The 24,477-nt window shown below is 68.2% G+C and carries 16 protein-coding genes; 9 read left to right on the forward strand and 7 right to left on the reverse strand.

Annotated features, from left to right (window positions below; all coding sequences use genetic code 11):
- Window positions 1-259 precede the first annotated feature (259 nt).
- Both ACIBI9_RS17660 and ACIBI9_RS17665 read left to right on the forward strand, forming a co-directional pair.
- Window positions 260-1,648 (forward strand): glycoside hydrolase family 43 protein, encoded by a 1,389-nt coding sequence (locus ACIBI9_RS17660; protein WP_397223147.1) that lies wholly within the window; start codon window positions 260-262, stop codon window positions 1,646-1,648.
- On the forward strand, window positions 1,645-4,884 hold the full coding sequence (locus tag ACIBI9_RS17665; protein WP_397223148.1) for a discoidin domain-containing protein: 3,240 nt from the start codon (window positions 1,645-1,647) through the stop codon (window positions 4,882-4,884). Before ACIBI9_RS17660 ends, ACIBI9_RS17665 begins: the two co-directional genes overlap by 4 nt.
- A gap of 301 nt (window positions 4,885-5,185) precedes the next feature.
- On the opposite strand, the gene ACIBI9_RS17670 is transcribed toward ACIBI9_RS17665, so the two are convergent.
- Window positions 5,186-7,381, reverse strand: a complete 2,196-nt coding sequence (locus tag ACIBI9_RS17670) for a pectinesterase family protein (RefSeq protein ID WP_397223149.1) — start codon at window positions 7,379-7,381, stop codon at window positions 5,186-5,188.
- A gap of 249 nt (window positions 7,382-7,630) precedes the next feature.
- Between ACIBI9_RS17670 and ACIBI9_RS17675 the strand changes: the two genes are divergently transcribed.
- Complete coding sequence (locus ACIBI9_RS17675) at window positions 7,631-10,660, forward strand: endo-1,4-beta-xylanase (RefSeq protein ID WP_397223150.1); 3,030 nt, start codon at window positions 7,631-7,633, stop codon at window positions 10,658-10,660.
- A gap of 257 nt (window positions 10,661-10,917) precedes the next feature.
- On the opposite strand, the gene ACIBI9_RS17680 is transcribed toward ACIBI9_RS17675, so the two are convergent.
- A complete protein-coding gene (locus ACIBI9_RS17680; protein ID WP_397223151.1) occupies window positions 10,918-11,847 on the reverse strand; it encodes an inositol monophosphatase family protein in 930 nt (309 codons plus the stop codon).
- Window positions 11,848-11,864: 17 nt separating this feature from the next.
- Window positions 11,865-12,656 (reverse strand): hypothetical protein, encoded by a 792-nt coding sequence (locus ACIBI9_RS17685; protein ID WP_397223152.1) that lies wholly within the window; start codon window positions 12,654-12,656, stop codon window positions 11,865-11,867.
- A gap of 787 nt (window positions 12,657-13,443) precedes the next feature.
- Here ACIBI9_RS17685 and ACIBI9_RS17690 point away from each other — a divergent pair.
- The gene (locus ACIBI9_RS17690; protein WP_397223154.1) at window positions 13,444-13,656 is read left to right on the forward strand and encodes a DUF397 domain-containing protein; all 213 of its coding nucleotides are present in this window, start codon (window positions 13,444-13,446) and stop codon (window positions 13,654-13,656) included.
- 181 nt (window positions 13,657-13,837) lie between these two features.
- Window positions 13,838-14,149, forward strand: a complete 312-nt coding sequence (locus ACIBI9_RS17695; RefSeq protein WP_397223155.1) for a hypothetical protein — start codon at window positions 13,838-13,840, stop codon at window positions 14,147-14,149.
- 354 nt (window positions 14,150-14,503) lie between these two features.
- Here ACIBI9_RS17695 and ACIBI9_RS17700 read toward each other — a convergent pair whose 3' ends face one another.
- Window positions 14,504-15,226: a TetR/AcrR family transcriptional regulator gene (locus ACIBI9_RS17700; protein ID WP_397223156.1), complete on the reverse strand. Its 723-nt coding sequence runs from the start codon at window positions 15,224-15,226 to the stop codon at window positions 14,504-14,506.
- A 115-nt stretch (window positions 15,227-15,341) separates the two neighbouring features.
- On the opposite strand from ACIBI9_RS17700, the gene ACIBI9_RS17705 reads away from it, so the two are divergent.
- On the forward strand, window positions 15,342-16,622 hold the full coding sequence (locus ACIBI9_RS17705; RefSeq protein WP_397223157.1) for a hypothetical protein: 1,281 nt from the start codon (window positions 15,342-15,344) through the stop codon (window positions 16,620-16,622).
- A gap of 133 nt (window positions 16,623-16,755) precedes the next feature.
- Complete coding sequence (locus ACIBI9_RS17710; RefSeq protein ID WP_397223158.1) at window positions 16,756-17,778, forward strand: LacI family DNA-binding transcriptional regulator; 1,023 nt, start codon at window positions 16,756-16,758, stop codon at window positions 17,776-17,778.
- 417 nt (window positions 17,779-18,195) lie between these two features.
- On the opposite strand, the gene ACIBI9_RS17715 is transcribed toward ACIBI9_RS17710, so the two are convergent.
- Window positions 18,196-19,512, reverse strand: coding sequence for a S41 family peptidase (locus ACIBI9_RS17715; RefSeq protein WP_397223159.1), 1,317 nt, complete (start codon window positions 19,510-19,512; stop codon window positions 18,196-18,198).
- Between the two features lie 87 nt (window positions 19,513-19,599).
- Here ACIBI9_RS17715 and ACIBI9_RS17720 point away from each other — a divergent pair, with 87 nt between their 5' ends.
- Window positions 19,600-20,253 carry a response regulator transcription factor gene (locus ACIBI9_RS17720; protein ID WP_397223160.1) on the forward strand — a complete coding sequence of 218 codons (654 nt, stop codon included), beginning with the start codon at window positions 19,600-19,602 and terminating at the stop codon, window positions 20,251-20,253.
- A complete protein-coding gene (locus tag ACIBI9_RS17725; protein ID WP_397223161.1) occupies window positions 20,250-21,353 on the forward strand; it encodes an ATP-binding protein in 1,104 nt (367 codons plus the stop codon). Before ACIBI9_RS17720 ends, ACIBI9_RS17725 begins: the two co-directional genes overlap by 4 nt.
- Window positions 21,354-22,395: 1,042 nt before the next feature.
- Here the strand turns inward: ACIBI9_RS17725 and ACIBI9_RS17730 are convergent.
- Together ACIBI9_RS17730 and ACIBI9_RS17735 are read right to left on the reverse strand one after the other, a co-directional pair.
- Window positions 22,396-22,812, reverse strand: coding sequence for a prevent-host-death protein (locus ACIBI9_RS17730; RefSeq protein ID WP_397223163.1), 417 nt, complete (start codon window positions 22,810-22,812; stop codon window positions 22,396-22,398).
- Window positions 22,813-23,271: 459 nt separating this feature from the next.
- Window positions 23,272-24,324 carry a LacI family DNA-binding transcriptional regulator gene (locus ACIBI9_RS17735; protein WP_394492308.1) on the reverse strand — a complete coding sequence of 351 codons (1,053 nt, stop codon included), beginning with the start codon at window positions 24,322-24,324 and terminating at the stop codon, window positions 23,272-23,274.
- Window positions 24,325-24,477: the final 153 nt, after the last annotated feature.

Here is a 24,477-nt window from a genome sequence, read left to right on the forward strand (position 1 = left end):
GCGGCCTGCGGTCCGCGACAATCAAGTCGAAACCGTTTTCGGTGATATGAAACTGTAACCAGACAGCTCGCTAGCTGATCAGCGACCGTTCGGCCAGATAGGCCCAGCTTAAAGGCCCTGCACACAGTTGCAGTGGCCGATTGACAGCTCCTGTCTGGTCGTTCTACTTTCCCGAAAACCTTTTAGGTTCACCGCTTCGATCCCTGTCCGTGATGTTAGCGCTAACAAAAGCAATCGCTAGATTGTAAGGGGCGAACACATGAGACGACGCTGGGCAGCGGCCCTCACCGCGGCACTCGTGCTCATCCTCGGCAACGCGACGCCCGCCTACGCGGGCGCGCCGATCACCACCGCGATCTACACGGCCGACCCGGCCGCGCTGGTCGTGGGCGACACCCTGTACCTCTACACCGGCCACGACGAGGCCCCGGCGGGCGGCACGAACTTCGTCATGCGCGACTGGCACGTCTTCACCTCGACCGACGCCACCAACTTCACCGACCAGGGCGCCAAGCTCTCGATCTCGAACTTCTCCTGGGCGGGCGCCGACGCGTGGGCGGGCGAGGTCGAGCGCGGCGCCGACGGCAAGTACTACTGGTACGTCCCCGTCAACGGCAACGGCGCCGGCTGGATGGACATCGGCGTGGCCGTCGGCGACACCCCGCTCGGCCCGTTCCGCGACGCCAAGGGCGGCCCGCTGATCAGCGACAGCACCCCCAACTCCTCGCCGCTCAACATCGACCCCACCGTCTTCACCGACGACGACGGCCAGGTCTACATGTACTGGGGCTCCTACTACGGCCTGCGCGCCGCCAAGCTCAACTCCAACATGACCACGCTCAACGGCTCGGTCATCACCCCGAGCGGCGTGTCGAACTTCTGGGAGGCCCCCTGGATGTTCAAGCGCAACGGCGTCTACTACCTCGCCTACGCGGCCAACGACTCGGCCTGCTCCGCGCCGGGTTACGCCTGCATCAGGTATGCCACGGCCAGCAACCCGCTCGGCCCGTGGACGCACCGCGGCGTCGTGCTCGACCAGGTCAGCTCGACGACCAACCACCCGGCGATCATCGAGTACAAGGGCCAGTGGTACATGGTCTACCACAACGCCGCCGCCCCGGGCGGAGGCAACTTCCGCCGCTCGGTGACCATCGACAAGCTCTACTTCAACGCCGACGGCACCATGCAGAAGGTCGTCCAGACCGGCGGCCCCACCACCCCGGGCAACCTGGCGTCCAGCGCGACCCCGTACACCTCGTACGTCTCGCCATGGGAGACGCTCGGGGCGATCAATGACGGCTACACCCCGGCGAACTCGGCCGACCACAGCCACGGCGCCTACGGCAACTGGGACCACCAGGGCACCGAGTGGATCGAGTACCGCTGGTCCAGCGCCCAGAACATCTCCAGGATCCAGACCTACTGGTTCGACGACGACCTGGGCATCGACCTGCCGGCCTCCTGCCAGGTGCAGTACTGGAACGGCAGCGCCTACGTCAACGTGCCCGGCCAGTCGTCCTGCGGCGTGGCCGCCAACACCTTCAACACCACGACGTTCACCTCGGTCAACACGACCCGGCTGCGGCTGAACATCACCTCCAAGTCCGGCTTCTCGACCGGTGTGCTCGAATGGAGGGCCTTCTCATGAGGCGCGCCCTATTAGCTCTGCTGCTCGTGGCGGGCTTGATCGTCGCCGGTGCTCCGGCGCACGCGGACCAGACCATCGGCTACCCGACCTTCAGCGGCCCGGCCGTCCCCGCCCCGCCGGGGTCGTACACGCCCGGCAACATGATGCAGGCCATCTACAACGCCGAGAGCTCCGGCACCGACTTCTGGATGGACCGGCTGCTGGCCCGCCCGGGCAACGACCCGGCCGGCACGTGGCTCATGACGCGCGGCCGCGCGCTGTTCATGAAGACCCACACGCCCGGCACGCTCGGCTTCGCCGGGCAGGCGGCGTACTGGGAGAGCATCAGCAACAACAACGCCTTCACCGTCGCCGTCACCCCCGGCACGTTCACCGAACAGGTGAACTCGCGCTGGCAGGCGCCCAGCTACTGGAAGAGCCGGCACACCAGCGGCTCGATCACGATCGACCAGACGAAGTTCATCACCGACAACAACGTGGCCGTGGCCAACCTGGCCATCACCAACGGCGGCTCCGGCTCGACGACGCTGCAGCTGCGGGCCACCTCGCCGTACGCCACCAGCGGCAGCGGCAGCGAGCTGACCGGCCAGGTGAACGCCTACAACAACCTCACCACCCTCTACCCGAGGCTGACCGGTGACGGGTTCACGGTCTCCAGCGGCGGGCTGAACAGGTCCGTCACGATCGCCGCCGGGGCGACGGTGACCGTCAAGGTCGTCATGGGCTTCGTCACCAACGAGATCGCGGCCTCCCGCACCGACTACGACGCCTACGCCGGCTACACGCCCGCCACCGCGTTCGCCACGCACGTGCGCGCCTACAACAAGTGGTGGGCCGACAACGTCCCCTACATCGACGTCCCCGAGCCCGGCATCAAGAAGAACATCTACTACCGCTGGTGGCTGATGCGCTTCAACCACCTGGACGCGGACATCCCCGGGCAGACCTTCCAGTTCCCCACCTCCGTCGAGGGCGCGCTGGGCTACAACAACGCGATCGCGCTGACCCAGCCCATGCACATCGACGACCTCAAGTACCTGCGTAACCCGATCTACTCGTACGGCGACTGGCTGAGCGTCGGGCAGATCTCCAAGAACGGCCGCTTCATGGACAACCCAGGCGACCCGGAGAACTGGTCGAACAGCTACACGCAGTACATCGCCGAGGCGGCCTGGAAGAGCTACCAGATCCACGGCGGCCAGCCCGCCATCGCCGCGAACCTGGCCCGCTACGCCGAGCAGGACGTCAAGGGCCAGCTGTCGTACTACGACACCGACAACAACAAGCTCATCGAGTACGACTGGGGCGCCCTGACCGGCAACGACGCCGACGCCGTGTCCTTCCACTGGAAGCCGGGGCGCATGGACCGCGCCGAGGCCGCCTACCAGTACAGCGGGGCGCTGGCCGCCGCGCAGGCGTACGACGCGGTCGGCAACACGGCCAAGGCCAACGAGATGCGCACGCTGGCCACGCAGATCCAGAACGCCATCGTCAACGTGCTGTGGAACCCGAGCAGGCAGCTCTTCGAGCACCGGCTGAAGTCCACCAACGAATGGGTGCCGTGGAAGGAGATCAACAACTACTACCCGTTCGCCGTCGGCGCGATCCCCAACACCTCCACCTACAAGCAGGCCCTGCGCCTCTTCGACGACCCGGCGCAGTATCCGATCTTCCCCTTCTACACCGCCAACCAGGCCGACAAGGCGGCCTCGGGCACCGGCAGCAACAACTTCTCCACGATCAACTCCACGGTGCAGTTCCGCCTGCTCTCCTCGGTGCTGCGCAACTACTCCAACGAGTGGATCGACACGACCTGGTACAAGAAGCTGCTCTACTGGAACGCCTGGGCGCAGTACATCAACGGCAACACCCAGTGGCCGGACGCCAACGAGTTCTGGGCCGACTGGAACGGCTCGTCCATCACCTACCGCTCGTGGATCCACCACAACATCCTGGGCAGCAGCAACTGGACCGTGATCGAGGACGTCGCCGGCCTGCGGCCGCGCAACGACGCCAAGGTGGAGCTCTCGCCGATCAACATCGGCTGGACCCACTTCACCGTCAACAACCTGCGCTACCGCAACGCCGACCTGACCATCGTCTGGGACGACCCGTCCGACGGCGTCGTGCGCTACCCCGGCGTGCCCGAGGGCTACTCGATCTACATCAACGGCAGCCGGGCGGCCACGGTCTCGTCGCTGGTGCCGTTCACGTGGGACCCGGCCACCGGTGACGTCACCACCAGCGGGTCCGTCACCTACCACGTGGCCGTGCCCGGGCTGCAGACGCCCGCGCAGGTCACCCAGAACAGCGCCCGCATGGTCGACATGCTGGCCAAGGCCGGCGTCGACCTGACCGCCAACCTCACCAACCTCGCCACCGGCGCCACCGTCACGGCCTCCACCACCGCCTCGGGCAGCAACACCGCGGGCGCGGTGGACGGCTTCCCGATCAACGAGCCGTTCTGGGGCGGCACGACCGCCGGGCAGGACTGGTACGAGCTGAACTTCGGCTCCGCCAAGACGCTCAACGAGGTGCGGCTCTACTTCAAGGACAGCCGTCCGGCCAGCGCCACCTACCGGGCGCCGGCGTCGTACGACATCCAGTACTACAACGGCAGCGCCTGGGTGAGCGTGCCCGGCCAGGCCAAGACGCCGTCCGCGCCGCGGGCCAACTACAACGTGGTGCAGTTCTCGGCGATCAGCACGCAGCGCCTGCGGGTGCTGGCCACGGCTGCCTCCGGGGCCAGGACGGGGCTCACCGAGGTCAAGGTCTTCAACCGGGGCGGACCCCAGCAGCCGCCCACCACCAACCTGGCGTCGACGGCCACGCCGTCGGCGTCGTACACCTCGTCGTGGGAGAGCGTGGCCGCGATCAACGACGGGATCGACCCGCCGTCGTCCAACGACACCGTCAACCCGCGCTGGGGCTGCTGGCCGGAGACCGGGCAGCAGTGGGTGGACCTGACCTGGTCCGCGGCGCAGAACCTGAACCGCGCCGAGGTGTACTTCTTCGACGACGACGAGGGGATCGACATGCCCGCGTCGTGGAAGCTGCAGTACTGGAACGGCAGCGCGTACGTGGACGTGCCGGGCGCCTCGGCGTACACGCTGACCAAGAACGCCTACAACAGCGTCACCTTCAACGCCACGAGCACGACCCGCCTGCGGGTGCTGCTCACCGGCAACGGCAGCAACTCCGTCGGCCTCCTGGAGGTCAAGGCCTACGGTCCGTGACACCACGTGGGGGCGCGCCTCTGCGCGCCCCCACCCCGCTCCACCCCGTCAGCGTTGCCTGGCGGGGCGGTTCACGTCCACCTCCGGCGGCTGACTGATCGCGTACGCGATGGCGTCGGCGATGGCCTCCGGCGGGATCGACGCCGCCCGGTACGCGCGCATCGGTGCTCACGCCCGCGAGCCGCGCGACCTCCTCATGGCGCAGCCCCGCCACGCGGCGCCGGGTCGTGACCGGCACGCCGGCCTCCTCCGGCTGGAGCAGCTCGCGGCGGGCCCCCCACCTTACGGAGCGTCATCCGTCTCAGCGAAGGCGGCCCGCTCCGGCTCTGGCCGGGACGAGGGCGCGCAGCGCCTGCGGCGGGTGGACGCGGGTGACCAGCGCCGGGGTCCAGCCGGCGTCCGACCCGATGGTCGTGCCGTGCGCGGCGTTGTACGCGGCCACCACGTCGGCCGGGGCGCCGTTCACCAGGTTGCCCTTCGCGGTGATCGCGGTGCCGTTGAACACCGACAGGACCTTCTCCGCCGCGATGCCGTCGAAGGCGTTGTTCTCGGCGTAGACCTTGGAGCCGAAGCCCACGCCGATGCTGTAGCCGTGGTCGTCGCCGCCCGTGTAGTAGTTGTTGTAGACGTGCACCTGGCCGAAGCGCACCCTGGGCGTGCGCTGGCCGAGGCCCTCGAAATAGCTGTGGTGCAGGGTGACCTTGAGCTTGTCCTCCTCGCCGTACCGCGTGGGGTTGTCGGTGTTGCCGATCAGGGTCACCTTGTCGTGGTCGCTGAGGTGGTTCCAGGAGAGCGTCACGTACGTGGAGGCGCGGACCACGTCCAGGAGGCCGTCGTGCACCTGGTACGGGCGGTCGAAGTAGCGCGGCTGGCCGGAGTCCGGGTTGTCGCCGTCGTTGAGCGTGTTGTGGTCGAGCCAGACGTGCGTGGATCCGGAGACCTCGACGTTGTCGAAGGAGGCGTTCCAGTTGCCGTCCGCGCCGTCGGTCGGGTCCCACTGCGGGAAGCAGTCGGAGGTGTCGGTGATGGTGAGGTTGCGGACGATGACGTTGTCGGCGTTGCTGACGCGCACGCCGAAGCTCTTCAGCGCCGCGTCCGCGCCGAGGCCCATGAGGGTGACGTTGGAGCCGACGGTGACCGTGACGTGCCCGGCCATCTTCGCGTACGACGCCTTGCGGGCGTCCTCCAGCGGACCTGAGGGGACGCTGGTCCGGCCCCAGACGGCCGGGTCGTAGGCGGCCAGGTAGGCGGGCAGGCTGTAGCCGTTGACGGCGTAGTCCGCGCAGGTCAGCGGGGTGCCGTCGGCGCCGGTGTCGGCGTCTATGGCGCCCTTCACGTACACGATCCTGGGGGTGTTGTCGGCCGGGTCGCCGAGCGCCGCGACCAGCTCGGCCCTGGTCCTGACCACGTGGACGTCCTCGGGGCGGGCGGCCGAGCCGCCGGTGGTGCCGGTGGTGGCCGCCGCCCAGCCGTCGTCGCGGGGGAGCACCTCGCGGCCGGGCTCGCGCGGGACGGGGCGGTGGCGGCGGATCGGGTTCCAGCCGTCGGCGCCCGCCAGGTACCGCTCCGGGGTGAAGGCGGCGGCCTGGTCGGGGGTGAGCTGCGGCCGGTCGTCGTTGACGGTCGCGCCGGGGCCGTGGTTGCGGTACTCGGACAGGCGGGCGTCCCGCCAGCTCAAGCCGGACATGTCGGTCCAGGGCGCGTCCTTGATCTGCTGGCCCAGCCACGACTCGCGCACCAGCACCTGGCCCCGGGCCGTGGTGGAGCCGCCGGCCGGCCAGGGGCGGCCCAGGTGGAAGGTGCGGGCGGGCGCGTCGCCGGCGAGGTGGCTGCGGTAGATCAGGAAGCCGTACGGGTTGCTCAGCTCGGTGCTGGCGGCGGTGACGTAGCCGTTGTTGTCCGCGCTGCCGCGCGTCCTGCCCTTGATCAGGCAGTGGTCGAAGACGGCGGTGGCGCGGCCGAAGATGAAGTCGACGTCGCCCTCGACGTAGCAGTCGGTGAAGTACTGCCTGGCGACCGTCGTGGCCGAGGCGGTGTTGGCGTACAGGGTGTCCTGGTTCCCGATGAACCGCACGTTGTCGTACACCTGCCGGTCGCCCGTCGTCCGCACGGCCACCGCCTGGCTGTAGCCGTGGGCGGCCTCGTCGTAGGCGTTCTCGAAGGTGAGGTTGCGGGCGGTGAAGTCGGGGGCGCTGATCGTGTACGAGGCGCTGCCGGAGGTGCCGTACGGTCCCGAGCCGTCCGGCTTCTGCGTGGCCGCCGAGGCGTCGAACGTGAGCACCACCTCGCGCGGGTCCCGCGTGGCGCCGACCAGGGAGATGTGCGGCTTGTCGGCCGGGATCACCACCTGCTGCCTGTACGTGCCCTTGCGGACCAGGATGGTGACCGGGCGGGCGTTGCCGGCGGGGACGGCGTCGACCGCGGCCTGCACGGTCGTGTGGTCGCCCGAGCCGTCCGCCGCGACCACGATGGTGGCGGGCGCCGGGGCCGCTGTCACAGGAGGCAGGGCGAGCAAGGGGAGAAGCAACAGGAATCGCATGAGGCGACCTCGCCGAGGGGGTGCGGCAATCGGTTGCATGAAACGCTGACCTAACGGCCTCACTCCGTCAATGGCCTGCAGTGAAACTGCACCACGCCGCAACAAGCGATTGCAAGATTACGGGTGATCTTGACCGTCGGAGCGTGCCGCATCTACAGTCCGCCTGATATTTATCGGCGCTTCGCTGAAACTTTCATCGGGAGCATCGTGCGCACCCTTCGAGCCCTGGTGGCCGCCGCCCTGTTATGCCTCGTGCCCGCGGTCTCCGCGCAGGCGGCGGCGGACCTCACGTACGACTTCGAGAACGGCACCACCCAGGGATGGGGGCCACGCGGCGGCGGCGTCTCCGTCACGGTGGCCTCGGATGCCGCCCACGGGGGCACGAGCAGCCTCCTGACCACCGGCAGGACCGCCACGTGGCACGGCGCGTCCATCGCCGCGCCGTTCGTGAGGGGCGTCGGCTACACCGTGGCCGCGTACGCGCGGCTGGTGAGCGGCCAGCCGTCGAGCACGATCGCGCTGACCGTCCAGCGCACCCCGGCCGGAGGGAGCACCACGTACGAGCGGGTCGCGGCGGCCACCGTGACCGACGGCGGGTGGACGCGGCTGTCGGGGAACTACCTGTTCACCGCCGAGTCCACCGACGTGCAGCTCTACGCCGAGAGCTCCGACGCCACCGGCCAGTTCTACCTGGACGACATCGTCGTCACCCCGCTGGGCGATCCCACGCGCGAGCCCGTCAGCAGCGACTTCGAGGACGGCACCGCGCAGGACTGGGCGTCCAGGGCCGCCGCCACCCTCCAGCCGAGCGCGGAGGCCGCCCACGCGGGCAGCCGCTCGCTGGCCGTGAACGGCCGCTCGGCCTCCTGGGACGGACCCGCCCTCAACGTGCTCGGCCGGATGGCCAAGGGCGACAAATACGCGCTGTCGGTGTGGGTGCGGCTCGGACCGGAGGCCACGGCGGGCCGGCTCGGCCTGGCGATCGAGCGCAGGACCGGCGGCACCCCCAGCTACGAGCGCGTCGTCTCGCCGAAGGACGTGCCGGCGGGGGAGTGGGTGCAACTGTCCGGCACGTACACGCTCGCGTACGACGTCGACTTCCTCAGCGTTTACGTCGAGTCCGACACCGGCACGTTCCCCTTCTACCTGGACGACTTCTCGATGAGGTACATCCAGCCCAAGCCGATCCAGACCGACATTCCGGCGCTGAAGGACAAGGTGCCGTTCGTCATGGGCTCGGCGCTCACCAGGCCCGACGCGCTCGGCGTGCACGGCGAGCTGCTGGCCAGGCACTTCAGCGGCGTCACCCCCGGCAACGAGCTCAAATGGGACGCCACCGAGCCCCGTGAGGGCGAATTCGCCTTCGCCGACGGCGACTTCCTGGTGGACTTCGCCACCCGGCACGGCATGACGATCCGCGGCCACACGCTCGCCTGGCACAGCCAGACCCCCGACTGGGTCTTCCAGAACGCCGACAAGGAGACGCTGCTCAAGCGCCTGGAGACGCACGTGCGCACGCTCGTGACCAGGTACAAGGGCAAGATCGCGGCCTGGGACGTGGTCAACGAGGTCGTGGACGAGAACCAGCCCGACGGCCTGCGCCGCTCCAAGTGGTACGAGATCGCCGGCCTCGACTTCATCCGCACCGCCTTCCGCGTCGCCCACGAGGCCGACCCGGACGCCAAGCTCTTCATCAACGACTACAACACCGAGTTCCCGCGCAAGCGCGAGGCCCTGCACGCGCTGGTCAAGCGGCTCAAGGAGGAAGGGGTGCCGATCGACGGCGTGGGCCACCAGCTCCACCTGAACATCGAACACCCGCCCGCCTCCGCCGTCGAGGCCACGATCGAGCGCTTCGCCACGCTGGGGGTGGACCAGCAGATCACCGAGCTGGACGTCAGCATCTACACCGACTTCGTCTCCTCGTACGACACGATCCCGCCCGAGCTGCTCGTCCAGCAGGGCCACCGCTACAAGGAGCTGTTCGACGTCTTCCGGCGGCAGGCCGCCAAGCTCAGCTCCGTGACCGTCTGGGGCGAGTCCGACGACGTGAGCTGGCTGCGGTCATGGCCGATCCCGCGGCTGAACGCGCCGCTGCTGTTCGACGACGACCTGCAGGCCAAGCCCGCCTACTGGGGTGTCGTGGACCCGTCGCGGCTGGCCCCGCTGGTCCACAGGCTGGAGGCGCCCGCCGGGGCGCCCAAGGTGGACGGCAGGCGGGACCTCGAGTGGGACCTGCTGCCGGACTCGCCGATCGCGCGGGTGGGCGACGTGTCGGCCGGGTTCCAGGCGCGCTCGTCCGGCAAGGGGCTGTACGTGCTCGCCGAGGTCACCGACCCGACGGTCGGCAAGGACGACCGGGTGACGTTCACCGTCGACGGCACCCCGTACGTCGTCAAACGGACCGGCGGCCCCAAGGCGGCCGTGCGACCGACCCCGACCGGCTACCGCGTCGAGGCCCTGCTCGGCACCGGCACCGACGTGAACGTGACCGTCCGCGACTCGGGGACCGGAACGGGCACCGACGCGGATGTGACCGTCCGCGACTCGGGGGCCGGGACCGGCACCGACGCGGTCGGGACCGTCCGCGACTCCGCCGGCGCGAGCATCTCCTCGACCAGCACCTCCTGGACGGGGAAGGTGACCGCCACGCCCGCGGTCAAGCTCACCTCCGCCGCCCACCGCACGCCCGTGCTCGACGGCACCGTGGACCGCGTCTGGTCGGCCGCGCCGGAGATCCGCACCGCGACCTGGATCCAGGGCACGTCCGGCGCGACCGCCAAGGTGCGCTCGCTGTGGAGCGGATCCACGCTGTACGTCCTCGCCCAGGTCGCCGATCCGACACTGAGCGAGGAGTCCCCGAACCCGTGGGAGCAGGACTCCGTCGAGATCTTCGTCGACCCGGGCAACGACAAGACCAAGGGCTACGGGGACGACGACGGCCAGTACCGGATCAGCTTCTCGGGCCGGATCACGGTCGGCGGGACGTTCGACGCGGGCGGGGTGAAGGACCACGTGAAGGCGGTGGCCAGGACGGTGCCCGGCGGCTACGTCGTCGAGGCGGCCATCGACCTGCCCACGATCACACTCGCCCCGGGAACGCTGCTGGGCTTCGACGCCCAGGTCAACGACGCCACAGGCGCCGCCCGTACCAGCGCCGTGACCTGGAACGACAGCACCGGCCGAAGCTACCTGGACACCAGCCACTGGGGCGTCCTCCGCCTCACCCAGGGGTAGGTGGGCCGGCAGCCACCCACCCGTTGCCCGGTTACCGGGTGGGCCTGCTGACACCCGCCCCGGGCCAAAGGGCCTCGCTGCGCTCGGGCTGCCCTTCCCGGGGCGCGCCTCCGGCGCGACGACACCTCCGGTGTCCGGTCGAGCCCGCCCGTTGCCCGGTTACCGGGTGGGCCTGCTGCTGCCCACCCCGGACCGGGATGCCTTCGGTCCTGGCGGTGGCCAGCCCGGTTAATCGGGCCAGCTCGTCATGCTCGCTCTCAAAGGGTCATAGCGGACAGGGCGTCTCGAGCCAGAGGCAGGCTTGATGCAGCAACGAACTTGTATCGGTGGCCCATGGCTTTCGTGATGTCGGCCACGCTGCCGAACTTGTAGTCGAGCGGAATGGGACGGCCTTCCAGATCCAGGACCGCCCCTCCCGCCGCCTGAAGGATGTAGTGACCAGGAGCGAGATCCCACGTGGCGAACCCCTTGGCGAATTCGATCATGGCGTCACTGAAGCCTGCTGCGATGTGGCACAGCCCGATAGAGCCGAAGTCCACACCAATACGGCCTCGACTCGTGCCGTCTGCCGCTGGGCGGCTCAACGCCTCTATCAGCCCCGTTTGCTGCGCGAGCGGTACGAAGCGCTCGCTGGGCTTCATAGAGAAGTTCGTAATCAGGGACTCCGCCAGCGGAGCGGATCGGTTCAGCCTCAGGACGTGAGGCGTCCCATCCTGGGTGAAAAGGAAGGCGCGCTCCTGCCCGTCGTCGTCACGGGCTGCGGCGTAGATCTGCAGGTGATGGAAGATGTCACCCACTACGGCCGCGATTGGACGCGCCAGGCTTCGCGAGTAGACCAGGACATGCGTGTAGCCGTACAGCGCTCGGACTGCCATCTCGCTCGTGTCGAGTGGGTCGACCAGGATGCAGAGGTCTGGGTCCGGATCGTCTCCAATGACTTGCGGGTCTGCCTCCTCGGAGGCATAGACGTATGACGGGATGACCTCTGTCAACAACTCCCGGTATCGCTCATGCAGCATAAGATCGTACTCTGACAAGAAGTTGTCGGCGTGCCGGATGTTGCGGCTCTCTGAGCGGTCGCCCGACAGTGCTGCCTCGATGAGCCGAGGGCGGATTTCACGGATCACTGTTCCCACGAGCTCGGCAAGCTGCTGAGCGATGCCGGCGAGAGAGGGCTGGGCTGTCACGACATACCTCCGTGCCGTTAGCGTAGTTCCAGGGGTGGCTCTATCCCAGGGGGACTCATCGTCGCGGCCATGAACACGGCCTTGAAGTCCGCGGCTCGCATGATGTCTGCGCCGGTTAGGTCGTCGAAGCTCGCTACCTCAAGGTTCCGCTCTTTCGTCATCGCGCCGAAGACAGCGAAGTAGATTTCTGCGCCTGGGTATCGCTTTCGGATCTCTCGCGTGATGAAGCCAACGACATCGGCGTGCTTGACCTCGAAGTCGCACAAGAGAATCGAGGGTGCCTCCGGTAGGTGCGGGTACATGGACGCCTGATCGAGAGCGATGAAGTCGCGGGCCTTGTTGCACCGGAGGTATCCGATGGGGCAGCGCCCGAACTGGGCGGATGCAAGGAAGGCCGCCATGACAAGGCCGGCCTCGTTGATGCCGAAGCAGGCATCGACGTCTATCCGACGTCCGACGTTCTTGATTTGGTGGATGAGCCTTTCAATCCCGTAGCCGAACGAGGACCAGCTCTGGTTGAGCAGTTGCCCGGGTTTGGGGTTGGGCAGGGTGTAGAGCCATCTGTCTGGACTGCCGTACTCCATAGTCGGGACGGCAAGGTTGAAATCAGGACCGATGATGCTCTCTTCACTGATGTTCACCTGTCCGCTCGGCCTGGCCTGGCGCCCTCCGAGGTCTGCTCTCGGCCCCTGCCCCGCAGAGGGTGAGTCGGCCCCCGCGTACCTCCTGAGTGAGAGCTGATCTTCTGGTGTGAGCCGTTCATATGCCTCTGCCACCAGGTCAATAGGGGAGATGTGCTCATTTGCCACGCCAAGAGGTCCACTACCGTATGCAGTGGCGAGGACCAGCAGGCTAGAGAAGCTTGGAGGCGATCCTGCTCTGCCGCGTTCACGTGCCCAGGTCTCCCAGGCGTTGATTGTTGTACCACCCAGACTGGTCTGATTGCCGGTGGCCTGGTTATACCTATCAGCCGCTTGAACCTGAGAAAGCCCGCACACGTAGCGGTACGCCTGAAGGCTAGGAATGTCCGGATATTGGGCGAGTAGCTCGATTGCAGCCTTTTTGGGAGAACCTTTCTCTTGTCACAGTTCTCGACCGATGCGAGCTAGTTTGCGCCCTTGTGTCTGAGGGCTTTCTTCTATTCCTCGTCGGGTAGGCATCCTTCGGCTCCTCATCGGCTCATCGTCAGATTACCCATTTCAATGGGTAATCTCTTGAGATCCGTGAAAGTGCGCAGGCCAGAGCTACCTTGAAATCCGATTGGCTGTGGACCGCCTCCTAGGTGTGAGTGAGGCTCACGCGCTCCTACCGTCAAGGGCATGGGCGTCGCACACACAACCGCATCAGCCGATGACCTGGGACAACCTGACCTGTCCGCCGAACATCTCCGGTACCCGCCATCGCGTACACCCTGGCCTGGCAGGCATACCTGATTCACAACAGGGTCCGGACCCGGATCGGGCCGTTATGAGCCGCCCCTGACCCGCAGGTCGCAAGTGCCGCAGGCGGCGGGCCGGGGTTCCAAGACCCCAGGCGTATCCGCGCTTGGGAAGCCGCCCCACGATCCCAGGGGCCGAATGAAAGGAGACTCGCGCCATGGATCTGTACCGGCAACAGCTTGACGACGTGCCGTTCACCAAGCTGTGCGGCGGCAACCAGCAGGAAGGAGAGATGGAGTCCTGCGTCCTGATCGCTCCTATCCCGGGCGTCGACGACGCCTATGCCGTGCGTGACTCCAAGAACCCGGACGCCGGAACGCTGCGTTTCACCGGAGCCGAGCTGCGCGCCACCGGCATGACCACCATCTAGCGCGACCGAAGGCGCGGCCCCTGCCTGATTGAAGCAAGCAGGGGCCGCCCTCAGCACCCTACGGGAGCACACCGCCATGCATTGGCACGCCTACCAGTGGGCGGGCAACGGCGCAGACCGTAACAACGAGGCAGAGCGCCGCCCGTCGTCACCAGACTTTCCCACCTCTCCGCTACCGCCCATGCGGACCGGTGATTGGCTGGCCAAGCCCGCCTCCCGGCTCGCGGCCACATTCGACGACGTACAGCAGGCCCGCGAGTGGTTGGCGGCCGAGTACGGCAAGGTGCGCGACGCGCTGCTGCTGCCCGAGCGAATCCCCCTTGAGGATCGGCTGGAGTACGCACTCGACGCGCTGCCGCGCGGCGTCGATGTCCAGTGGGGCGAGTGGTTGCAGGGCGGGCGGTTCGCCAGCATCGGCGTGATCTGCTGCCCGAACCGCCACGTCCCCCATCCCTGCCCGATCCGGCGAAGCGTTGGGACTGTCATGCCATGAGCAGGAGTGACGGTGACGCGGCTCCCGGAGCCCTCGACCCTCCTCAGCCTATGCCTGGCCTTGAGTGGGTTCCGTACAGCTCCCGGGGGACCCGAACGAGGGTCAGGGACTTCGTCAGCCGTGGAGCCGTCGAGTACGAGTACTGCATGGAGGGCGGCTCGTACCTGATCCGGCGGACGGAACTCCACAACGACGGGGGACGCACGGTCAAGGAAACCGGCCGTGGCAAGACACGGATCGCCGTACTTGACCTATGGAAGTCGATCGTCATGGGCGCGTCGAGCCAAGACCGCCCTCCACATCGCGTAACCGAAGGTCGTCGACGTCCGAAGTGAATGCCGCCGGGGGAGTCGTTCACGGCAGGCGCAGGTTGGGGCTGCGCTGGAGTCCGAGGAGGCCGAGCAGGTCGTCGATCATGTGCTCGAACAGCGGCTGCGGGTCCTCGAAGGCGAACTTGTGGTGTCCGTAGACCGCCATGCAGAGCAGCCCGTAGATCTGCCGCCAGCAGATGACCATGAGGAACACCACACCGATGGGGAACTCCAGGCCGACTTCCGTGCGGTAGGTGCGCAACTGTGATGCCAGGACCGGGTCGATCTCCTCGTCCGCCGGGCAGGTCAGCCGCCCCTCGTTCCACAACCGGGCGAACAGCTGCCCGAACAGGCCGCCCAGCTCGCGCGCGATGACCACCGGGATGCCTTCCTCGGAGTCGGCGATCTTGGGGAAGCCGGCACCCATGAGCAGGTCGAACTCGACCTTGTTGGCCACCGACCAGTCCAGCACGGCCTGGGTGGCGGCGTGCAGCTGGGCGCTGACGTCGTCAGGGTCCTGGCGCCGCACGGCCCGGGCCACGGTGTCGATGAACTCCGCGGTGATGTCGTCGTAGATGGCGCGGACGAGGCCCGCCCTGCCGTTGAAGTAGCGGTAGAGGGCCGGGGGCGTCACGCCGACGCCGCGGGCCACGGCGGCGAGGGTGAGGCCCTCGATGCCCTCCTCCGCGGCGATCCTGCGGGCGGCGGCCTTGGCGTCACGTTCGAGCTCGGCCCGCAGTCGTTCCCGTCTCGTCAACGCTGTCACCCGACCATCTTCTCTGTTCTTGCCTGCCGCGGTCACTTGCGGTGAAGGGGCGACACATGGTTAATGGTATTCACTCTTTTATGGATCATCATTGAAGGTGTGAAGGAGATCTTGGATGAGTTCCCGTAGAGGTGGCCGGCCGGCGACGGCGGTCGCGCTCTTCCTGGCGGTCATCGGCTGTTCGGCGGTCTCCGACCCCGTCGCCCGGTCACAGCCGAGCCCGCGCGTCTCCACCGCCGCTCCGGACCCCAGGAAGACGGCGCTGGCCGAGACGGCGAAGAGCCTTCCGGCCCTGCTCGCCGCCCAGGGGCCGGTCGCCTGCTCCTGGAATGACGACGGGTGGCGGGTCACGGCCTACGACGACGCCTTCCGTACGAGTGTCGCGAGCTTCTCCAGCGTCACGCTCGCACCGCTCCTGACCGAGATCGCCGCGAAGGCGGACGGAGAGGAGGCCGTCGTCCGCAGCCTGTGCGGTGACGAGGGAGATCCCGGCGTCAGCCCGGTCTCGCCGGACGGCCGCCGGATCGCCGTCCAGGTGGACTTCCCGTCCAGCGGCGACCCGACGCACGTCGGCTGGCTCGACCTCGGCACCGGGACGTTCGTGGACCTCACCGACAGGTCGAACAAGAAGGGGTACGTCAAGGAGACGTTCTCCGACAAGTACCCCGGATTCGCGCCCGACGGGTCGTTCTGGTTCCTGCGCGACTCCCAGCAGTACTTCTCGGCGGACCCGAACGGCCGGCTGACTCCACGCAAGCTCAGCCTGGCCTGTTTCACCAACAGCAACGAGGACACCTTCTACCGCGTCGTGGGATCGGTCGCCGTCATGTGCCCGGGCACCGTCCATCCCTCCGGGAGGTTCGCGGCGAACCCCAGCCGGGCGGCCGTGGGGATCAATCTGGTCCAAGGGGCCGAGCTGGACATCCTCGCGAACACGGTGGACCGCTATGGGGACGCTCCGCTCCAGCTGCCGTTCGGCATGAAGATCGTCGTGCGCGACGGTGGCCTGCGTCACTGCGACCCGCTCGCCTGGATCAACGCCACCGACCTGCTCTGCGCGGGCGGAAGCAACGACTTCTACACCGCGCGGATCAACAGCCGGCTCGCCCGGAACGACATCGAGTACGTGCAGCACACCGAGGTGAAGGTGAAGGACGAGATCGCCCCGGCTACCGAGTCGTCGATCATCACGGTGGCCGTCTCCCGGGACCGCCGCTCACTGATCATCGCGGCCGACGAGAACGACGACCCCGCCACGGCCAAGCTCTACCGCGCCAGCCTGATCTCCCCCTCCGCTCCCGTGGAGATCGGCCCGATCCCGGCGGAGTCACGGGAGCACTTCACCCTCCTGAACAACTACCAGCAGCCGGTACGCGCCGACGACACCTCGCACTGACCGGCACTTCAGGACACCGGCCGACGCCCTGGCGAGCCACGATCGCCCATGCCGACGTACTCTGCTCGAGACGGCCGCGATGGCGGACCTGGAGCTCCGGACCTCCACCCTTGGGCGCAACTACCATGTGACCGTGACCACGAGCCCCCGACATGTCCGTAAAGGGGCCGTCCCCAGCATCCGCGACGTCGCCGCCGCGGCCGGCGTCTCGCATCAGACCGTCTCCCGCGTGCTGAACGACTCACCCCGGGTGCGGCCCGACACCCGGGCCGCGGTGCTGGCCGCGATCGACCGGCTGGGGTTCCGCCCCAACCGGGCCGCCCGGGCGCTCGGCCTCGGCCGCGCCAGCGGCGTCACCGTCGTGACCTCCAACACCATGCTGTACGGGTACGCCTCCACGCTCCAGGGCATCGAGGAAGCCGCCAGGACCGAGGGCGTGGCGCTCGGGATCAGGGTCGTGGAGTCGGCCGAGGTCCGGCAGACGGTCGACTACGTCAGCGATCCGAGCGCGGGCGGCCTGGTCGTGATCGCGTTCGACCCGCTGGGCACCGCGGTGGTGCAGGCGCTGCCGCCGCACGTCCCGGCCGTGGTGGCCGCCGAGCCGGTCGCACCCGACCTGGGGCGGGTGGCGATCGCGCTGGACGAGCGCCGGGCCGCCGCCGACGCCACCCAGCACCTGCTCGACCTCGGGCACCGTACCGTCCACCACGTGGCCATCCCGTCCGAGGGCCGGGCCGGCGGGCGGCACGCGGGTTGGCGCGACGCGCTGCGGCAGGCGGGGGCGGAGCTCCCCTCGGTGCTGGGGTGCGGGTGGGACATCGAGTCGGCGTACGCGGCGGGGGAGCGGCTGGCCCGCTCACCCGGGGTGACGGCGATCCTGTGCGGCAACGACGACATCGCGCAAGGGGTGCGGCGGGCGCTCTACGACGCGGGCAAGGACGTTCCCGGGGACGTCAGCATCGTGGGCTTCGACGACATCCCTGGCTCGGCCTTCTGGACCCCGGCGCTGACGACCGTGCGCATGGACTTCGTGGGGCTGGGCCGGGCGTGCTTCCACGCGGCGCTCGCCGAGCTGAGCGGCCAGCCGCAGCCGGACATCTCCCTGGTCCCGCCCCGCCTGATCGTCCGCGAGTCCACCGCCCCTCCGCGGCAGTAGGTGGGCCGGGGCTCACCCTCCCGTTGCCCGTCTGGGTGGTTGGCCTGTTGGACCCCGCCCCGGGCCAAAGGTCTTCGCCATTGAGAGCGCTTCGCGCTCGGGGGCTCAGGCGTTCTTGTTGAGGCGCCTTCGGCGCGACGACACCTTCGGTGTCCAGTCGCGCGCCCACCCCTTGACCGTCTGGGTGGTTGGCCGGCTGATGCCCACCCCGGACCGAAATGCCACCGGCACTCGGACCCCGTCTGCAACAACACCTCTACTTGGGGGCTCGTCGCACCGACCCGAGCGGAGAGCCATGGTGAGCGGGTCGGCCAGCCCGGCCGACGCGGCCGCGATCAGCTCGAGACAGAACTCCGCCAGGTCGGGTCTTGGCCAACCCACCTCGGCGACTCGCTATTGGCGGTTGCGGCAAGCGCGTCAAAGAAGCGTCAGCGCCTTGGCCACGCCCGGGTCGCGCCCGGTGGCAAGGTCGAGGGCGGTCATGGGGGCGTAGTGGTCGACCGGGACGCCGATCGTGTCGATGATTTCGCGGCCGGGCCCGAGATGCCGAATCTTGGGCAAGAGCAGGATGCTGCCGTCGTCGAGGAGGTATCCCTCGCTGGGGCCGGAGACGGCCCCAGCGGTGCGGGTCCCGATGAGGGTGCCCAGGCCGTTGTCCTTGACGGCCGCGCTGAAGTCCTCGCAGGCCGAGGCGCATCCACGGTCGGTGAGGACGACCAGGCGCGAGCCGAGCAGGGGGACGCTGTCGTCGGTCCGATTGGGCACGCAGTCGCCCTTGAGCGGGCAGAAATAGCTGGTGACCTTGCCGTGCGCGAACGCGCCGAGCAGCCGCGTCACTTCGCGCGGCGACCCGCCGCCGTTGCCGCGCAGATCGAGGACCGCCGCCTTCGGCTTGCCCTGCAGCTTGGCGATGACCTGGTCGGCGGCGCCTTCGTAGAATCCGGGCAGTTGGATGTACGTGACGCCGTCGGCGAGCTTCTTTGACGTCACCGCCGGAGGCTGCCGCGTGATGGGGCCCTCTCTGAGCTCGACGGTGCGGGTCCGTCCCGTTGTGGGGCGCTTGAGCGTGAGCGTCACCGTGCCGGCGGTGAAGGCTTGGACGATGCTCTGGTTCACGGTGTCCCCGATGAACGGCGGCATGCCGTTGACCTTGACGATGATGTCGCCGGGCCTGAGGTCGGCCTTGGCGGCGGGGCTGCCGGGCAGGACGCGGGTGATGAACAACGGCGGCTTGGCCGCCGGGTCGAGTTGCGGGCCCTGCTGGGCCGACACGCCCACGATGCCCGTCCCGGTCGGCCCGCCTTCCGGTGGGGGAGTCGGCCTGACCGCGCGGGCGTGGTCGTCGTGCAGTCTGGCCACCATCGCGGTGATCGCGGCGCGCAGCGCGGGCACGTCACCGGCGCCGAGGACTTTCGCGAAGGCGGCCCAGTCGGTGTCGCGGTTCCCGGTCAGTTCGGGCAGTTGGAGGCCGGGCCGATCGGCGCCGCGCCGCATCAGGTCCTGGGTATAGGCGGCGAAGGCGCTCTTCAGCAGCGCCTTCGAATCCATGGCCGGACCGCTGTAGTAGTTGTCCAGCACGCAGAAGTACGCCTGCCGGAGCGTGTTCACCGAGGTCGGCGGCGCCGACTCCGGCGGTGGCCCGGTGACGGCGGTGCAGCGCTCAGCAGGCGCGGACGCGGGTGCGGACATCGAGCAGGCCGCCATCAGGATGGCGGCGCAGAGGGATTTGATCATGCCGCCAGCCTGGCCGGAAGCGGGTTGCGCGGCTGTGAACGGATCCGTTAACGCCGCTGTTACCCAGATTCGGGTACGAACATCGCTATGCGGGTTCTGGTGGCCGAAGACGAACGAGACCTGGCCGATTTTGTGGCGGTGGGGTTGCGTCGCCACGCCATGGCCGTCGACGTGGTGTACGACGGGGTCGCCGCATCGGAGCGGCTGGCAGTGAGCGACTACGACGTTCTCGTACTGGACCGGGACCTGCCCGAGATGCACGGCGACCTCGTGTGCCGTGAGCTGGTGGCGCGCGGGAGCCGTGCGCGGATCCTGATGATGACGGCGGCCGCGGCGGTGCCGGAGCGGGTGGCCGGCCTCGGGATGGGGGCCGACGACTACCTGCCCAAGCCGTTCGACTACGCCGAGCTGGTCGCACGGGTGCAGGCGTTGGGGCGGCGCAGCCAGGCGCAGGTGCCGCCGGTGCTGACGCGGCACGGGATCGTGGTCGACACCCACCGGCTGCAGGCGTCGCGGGACGGGCGGCATCTGCATCTGTCGCTCAAGGAGTTCGCCGTCCTTGAGGTGCTGATGAGGGCGGACGGCGCAGTCGTGAGCTCTGAACGGCTGCTCGAAGAGGCATGGGACGAGAACGTCGACCCGTTCACGACGGTGGTGCGGGTCGTGGTCAGCCGCTTACGCGCGAAGCTGGGCGATCCGCCCTGCATTCAGACGGTTCCCGGCGCGGGTTACGTGCTGTGACGACGGTCCGGGTACGGCTCACCCTGATCTACTCCGGATTGTTCTTGCTGACCTCGACCGTGCTGCTGGTCACGGTCAACCTGCTGCTGCGCCACGCGCTGGACAGGAGGATCGGGCGGATCGGGCCGATCCCAGTGGCGCCGGCGGCGCCGGGCCTCCCGGACCATCAGCTGCCGACGCTGCCCGATCTGGTGGACGAGGTGATCGACTACCAGTGGGGGGTGACCGTGGCGACGGTCGGAATCCTTACACTGGTGTCAGTGATCGTCGGCTGGCTGGTTGCCGGGCGGATCCTGCGGCCCGTCCACCGGATCACCGCCACGGCGCAGCGGCTGTCCATGTCGACCCTGCACGAACGCATCGCGCTCATCGGGCCGAAGGACGAACTGAAGGAACTGGCCGATACGTTTGACGCCATGCTCGACCGCCTCCAACGCTCCGTCGAGGGGCAGCGGCGGTTCATCGCGAACGCGTCCCACGAGCTACGGACCCCGTTGGCCGTCCAGCGAGCGGCGATCGAGATCGGCCTTCCTGAAGACGTCGGTGAGATCCGCGACAAGCTCCTATTCCACAACCACCGCACTGAGAGCCTCATCAACGCCCTGCTGGTCCTGGCCCAGGCGGAGCACGGCCTTGAGAACAGGGCGCCGGTGGCCCTAGACGAGGTGGTGTTGCTCGTACTGGCCGACGGTGGCTCGGACGAGGTCACCGTGACGACGCGGATCGAACCGTTGGTCGTCGATGGGGATCCGATCCTGCTGAGCCAGCTCGTCACGAACCTCGTCGACAACGCGACCCGCTACAACCATCCCGGCGGAACCGTTGAAATAACGCTCTCCCGTGGAGTTTTGACGGTCCGTAACACCGGCCCGCACGTGCCCCAGGAACGTTTCGGTGATCTCTTCGAGCCCTTCCGGCGGCTGCAAACGACCCGTGGACAGGGCGCCGGGCTCGGGTTGTCGATCGTCGCGTCGATCGCGAAGGCTCACGGAGCCGACGTGCGAGCGAGCCCCAACCCGGGGGGCGGGTTGGAACTCGTCGTGGTTTTCGCGGGAGCTGACCCCCCCGAGCGCGAGCATGATGGTGATTGGGCAGGGTGAGCGTGGCGCCTGACTCGATCCCAACCCTTGCCGCCTATCAGCAAATGCAACTGTACGCGCTCGCCGTAGTCATGGGATGCCACGTTCCGTGTCATGGGGTCCCGGTAGCAATGGCTGTGAATCCAACTCTGTTGATCCCGACCTGTAGAGGTGCCTCGGGAACACGGTCACCGCCCGGCCAGCCAAGGACGGGCAGCCGAGAGAGGCAAGCACACTGATCACGGTGTCGCGTGGGGAGGCTTCCGGCAACCCGGGGTGTCGGCAAGACTGCTGCCACCAGGTACACGCGATTGCGTTAGTGCAGGTAAGTCCTCTCGCTTCGCGGCCGAAACGGCCCGGAACTCCTCTAGCGGTGGCGAGCCGCCACTGGGGTTGATTAGGGGGTACGGCGACGGGATGCCACAACCTCGGTCACCATGGCGATGGCTTCAGCACCGGGGTTGGCGTAGCGCATGGCGGTGCGGGGGTTCTTGTGCCCGGTCCTGCCCATGATGAGCTGCAGCGGCACTTCGGCAGTGGCCGCTTGTGCCCGTTTCTGCCAAGGCCGAAGCCGTGCCAGCTCGTCTGATTCGCCGGGGCGCCGACGAGCGTACGGCCTGCCCTCACTGGATGCGGGATAGATCAGACGCCTTCAGCCCCAGTATTTTGCATCCTGGCCACGGCGTCTTCCTTGCTCATCACTGCGACCTCGGCCTCATCAAGACCCACCTTGAAGATCAGCAGCTGAACAGGATCAGCGGGCAATGCGTTGGAGGCAGCTTGGGCGTTCCGCGATCGGGTACAGCGCCGTCCTTGACGCATGCCCAGAACGTCGTTTCGTCCACCTGCAGCTGATCACGCAGTGGGTGACTCCACATGCTCCGGCCGTAGGTGCTTCGGTCGACCGGATGGGAGATCCGGGTACTCAGGATCCGGCCATCGGGAAGATCGAGCTCATAGGTGACAGGGTGAGTCCCAGTTCGTTCGTGAGCGTCCCGTACCGGACGCCAGCCTTCGATCCGACAGAACCGATCGTGGTCCTCGCGCGTGGGTTGGGGCCAGATCACCGGGCCTTCCCTACCAGCCATTCACGCAGCTGATCGTCATCACTGAGACTGATCAACTGCACCAGTCCCCAGTTCTCGCGGTGGTTGGGGGCGTCGAGCAAGTGGTCCTGCCAGTCTTCGGCGTATTCGCGCAGCGCATCGACCATCTCGATGACGGCCTCATAGAAGGTCCGGCCGTCGGCTGCGAGGGGCAGGCCGGGAATGAAGATCGACCAACCGCCGTCCTCGGGAACCGCTTGTGCGCGAGATGGAGTCACCGCGGCGAGATAGTGGCGCAATCTGTCGACGTCTACGAGGGCGGTCGTGGCCGACTCGCGACGCACTGTGGCCACACGGCCGCGTTCAGCCGCGTCCAAGAGTGCTTTGAGATGCGCACGAGCCTCGGTATAGCTGTCGAAATGCACGGCAGTCATTGTGACACCTCCACTGAACGTGCCTCTATGATTGCCCTCCGTTGTTAAGCGCGCCAAGTGCGCTACCTACCTGCTACGACGCCTCGGATGACGTCCGAACTTTGGCTCGCCAATGCGACTGAGCCACTTCAGTCGCCAGTTCGCACTTGAGGTGGCCGGTGGGTACTTCAGGCCTGTGGTCGTGTGCTCTTGTCGGCCGCCAACTACGCCATTGCCCGTCGGTCAACGGTGCCGGTGGCATTCCGGTCCGGGGTGGGCATCAGTCGGCCAACCACCCAGACGGTCAAGGGATGGGCGCGCGACTGGACACCGAAGGTGTCGTCGCGCCGAAGGCGCCTCAACAAGAACGCCTGAGCCCCCGAGCGCGAAGCGCTCTCATGGCGAAGACCTTTTGGCCCGGGGCGGGGTCCAGCAGGCCAACCACCCAGACGGGCAACGGGCGGGTGAGCGCCGGCTCACCTACTGCCCTCGCAGCGGGGGGCGGACGGAGTTGCGGACGACGATGTGGGTGCCGAGGACCACGTGCTGGCGTTCCTCGCGGTTGAGCGCGAGCCGGACCGCCGTGCGCCCCAGCTCCTCCGTCGGGATGTGCACCGTCGTCAGCCCCGGCTCCAGGTCGGCGGCGAACGGGATGTCGTCGTAGCCGACCAGCGACACGTCGTCGGGCACCCGCAGCCCCGCCTCCCGCAGTGCCGCCAGCACCCCGATGGCCACCATGTCGGTCGCGGCGAACACCGCGGTGAACCGTGCCCCGAGCGCGATCAGCCGCCGCGTGCCCTCGTAGCCGTCGGCCCGGCCGAACCCCGCCGGGATGACCAGGTCAGGGTCGTACGGCACCCCGAAGGACTCGTGTGCCCGCACGAACCCGCGTTCCCGGTCGACCTTCGTGGTGCTGCGGTCGGCGGGGGACGAGGCGCCGAGCAGGGCGATGCGCCGGTGGCCCTGCGACAGCAGGTGGCTGGTCATGGCGTAGGCGCCGCCCTCGTTGTCGTACTCGACGACGGTCGTGGGCACGTCGTCCCCGAGGGGCGGCCGCCCGCACAGCACCAGCCGGGAGCCCGCCTTGTCGAGGGCGTGGGCGAAGTGGGACATGCGCTCGCGGTAGGTGTCGTCCAGCGAGCCGCCCCCTACCAGGATCACCGCGTCGGCCCGCTGCTCGCGCATCGCCTCCACGACGGCCAGCTCCCTGGCCGGGTCGCCGTGGGTGGTGCACACCATGCACAGCCGGCCCTCGGCGGTGGCCTGCTGCTCGACGCCCTTGGCCACGTACGCGAAGGACGGCCCCGTGACGTCGTCGAGCACGAACGCCACCATCTTCGTGCTCGCCCCCGACAGGGCGCGGGCGTGCACGTTGAGCACGTAGTCGAGGTCGCGCATCGCCCGCAGCACCCGCGTCCTGGTGGCCTGGGCGACCGGGTAGTCACCCTTGATCACCCTGGAGACCGTGGTGGCCGACACGCCTGCCCGGGCGGCCACGTCGCGGATCGTGACACGCTCGTCGTCGGTGAGCACCCCTTTTGTGCTTACTTTTCGCGACAAGGTCGGCCCTTCACGGTTTTCGGCAGACGGAGCAGTGCGGGTGGGTCATGGGAGATTACGCCATCTCACCGAAGTCTATGGCCAGGGAGATCCGCGGGCGCAAGACGTACGATCTCCCTGCCTCCG

This window comes from Nonomuraea sp. NPDC050451, assembly GCF_044458585.1.

Coding starts and splice junctions, on each gene's coding strand:
- ACIBI9_RS17720 (WP_397223160.1), top strand. CDS start 19,600: ATGCGGGTTCTGGTGGCCGAAGACGAACGAGACCTGGCCGATTTTGTG.
- ACIBI9_RS17705 (WP_397223157.1), top strand. CDS start 15,342: ATGAGTTCCCGTAGAGGTGGCCGGCCGGCGACGGCGGTCGCGCTCTTC.
- ACIBI9_RS17660 (WP_397223147.1), top strand. CDS start 260: ATGAGACGACGCTGGGCAGCGGCCCTCACCGCGGCACTCGTGCTCATC.
- ACIBI9_RS17730 (WP_397223163.1), bottom strand. CDS start 22,812: ATGACTGCCGTGCATTTCGACAGCTATACCGAGGCTCGTGCGCATCTC.
- ACIBI9_RS17695 (WP_397223155.1), top strand. CDS start 13,838: ATGCGGACCGGTGATTGGCTGGCCAAGCCCGCCTCCCGGCTCGCGGCC.
- ACIBI9_RS17665 (WP_397223148.1), top strand. CDS start 1,645: ATGAGGCGCGCCCTATTAGCTCTGCTGCTCGTGGCGGGCTTGATCGTC.
- ACIBI9_RS17690 (WP_397223154.1), top strand. CDS start 13,444: ATGGATCTGTACCGGCAACAGCTTGACGACGTGCCGTTCACCAAGCTG.
- ACIBI9_RS17715 (WP_397223159.1), bottom strand. CDS start 19,512: ATGATCAAATCCCTCTGCGCCGCCATCCTGATGGCGGCCTGCTCGATG.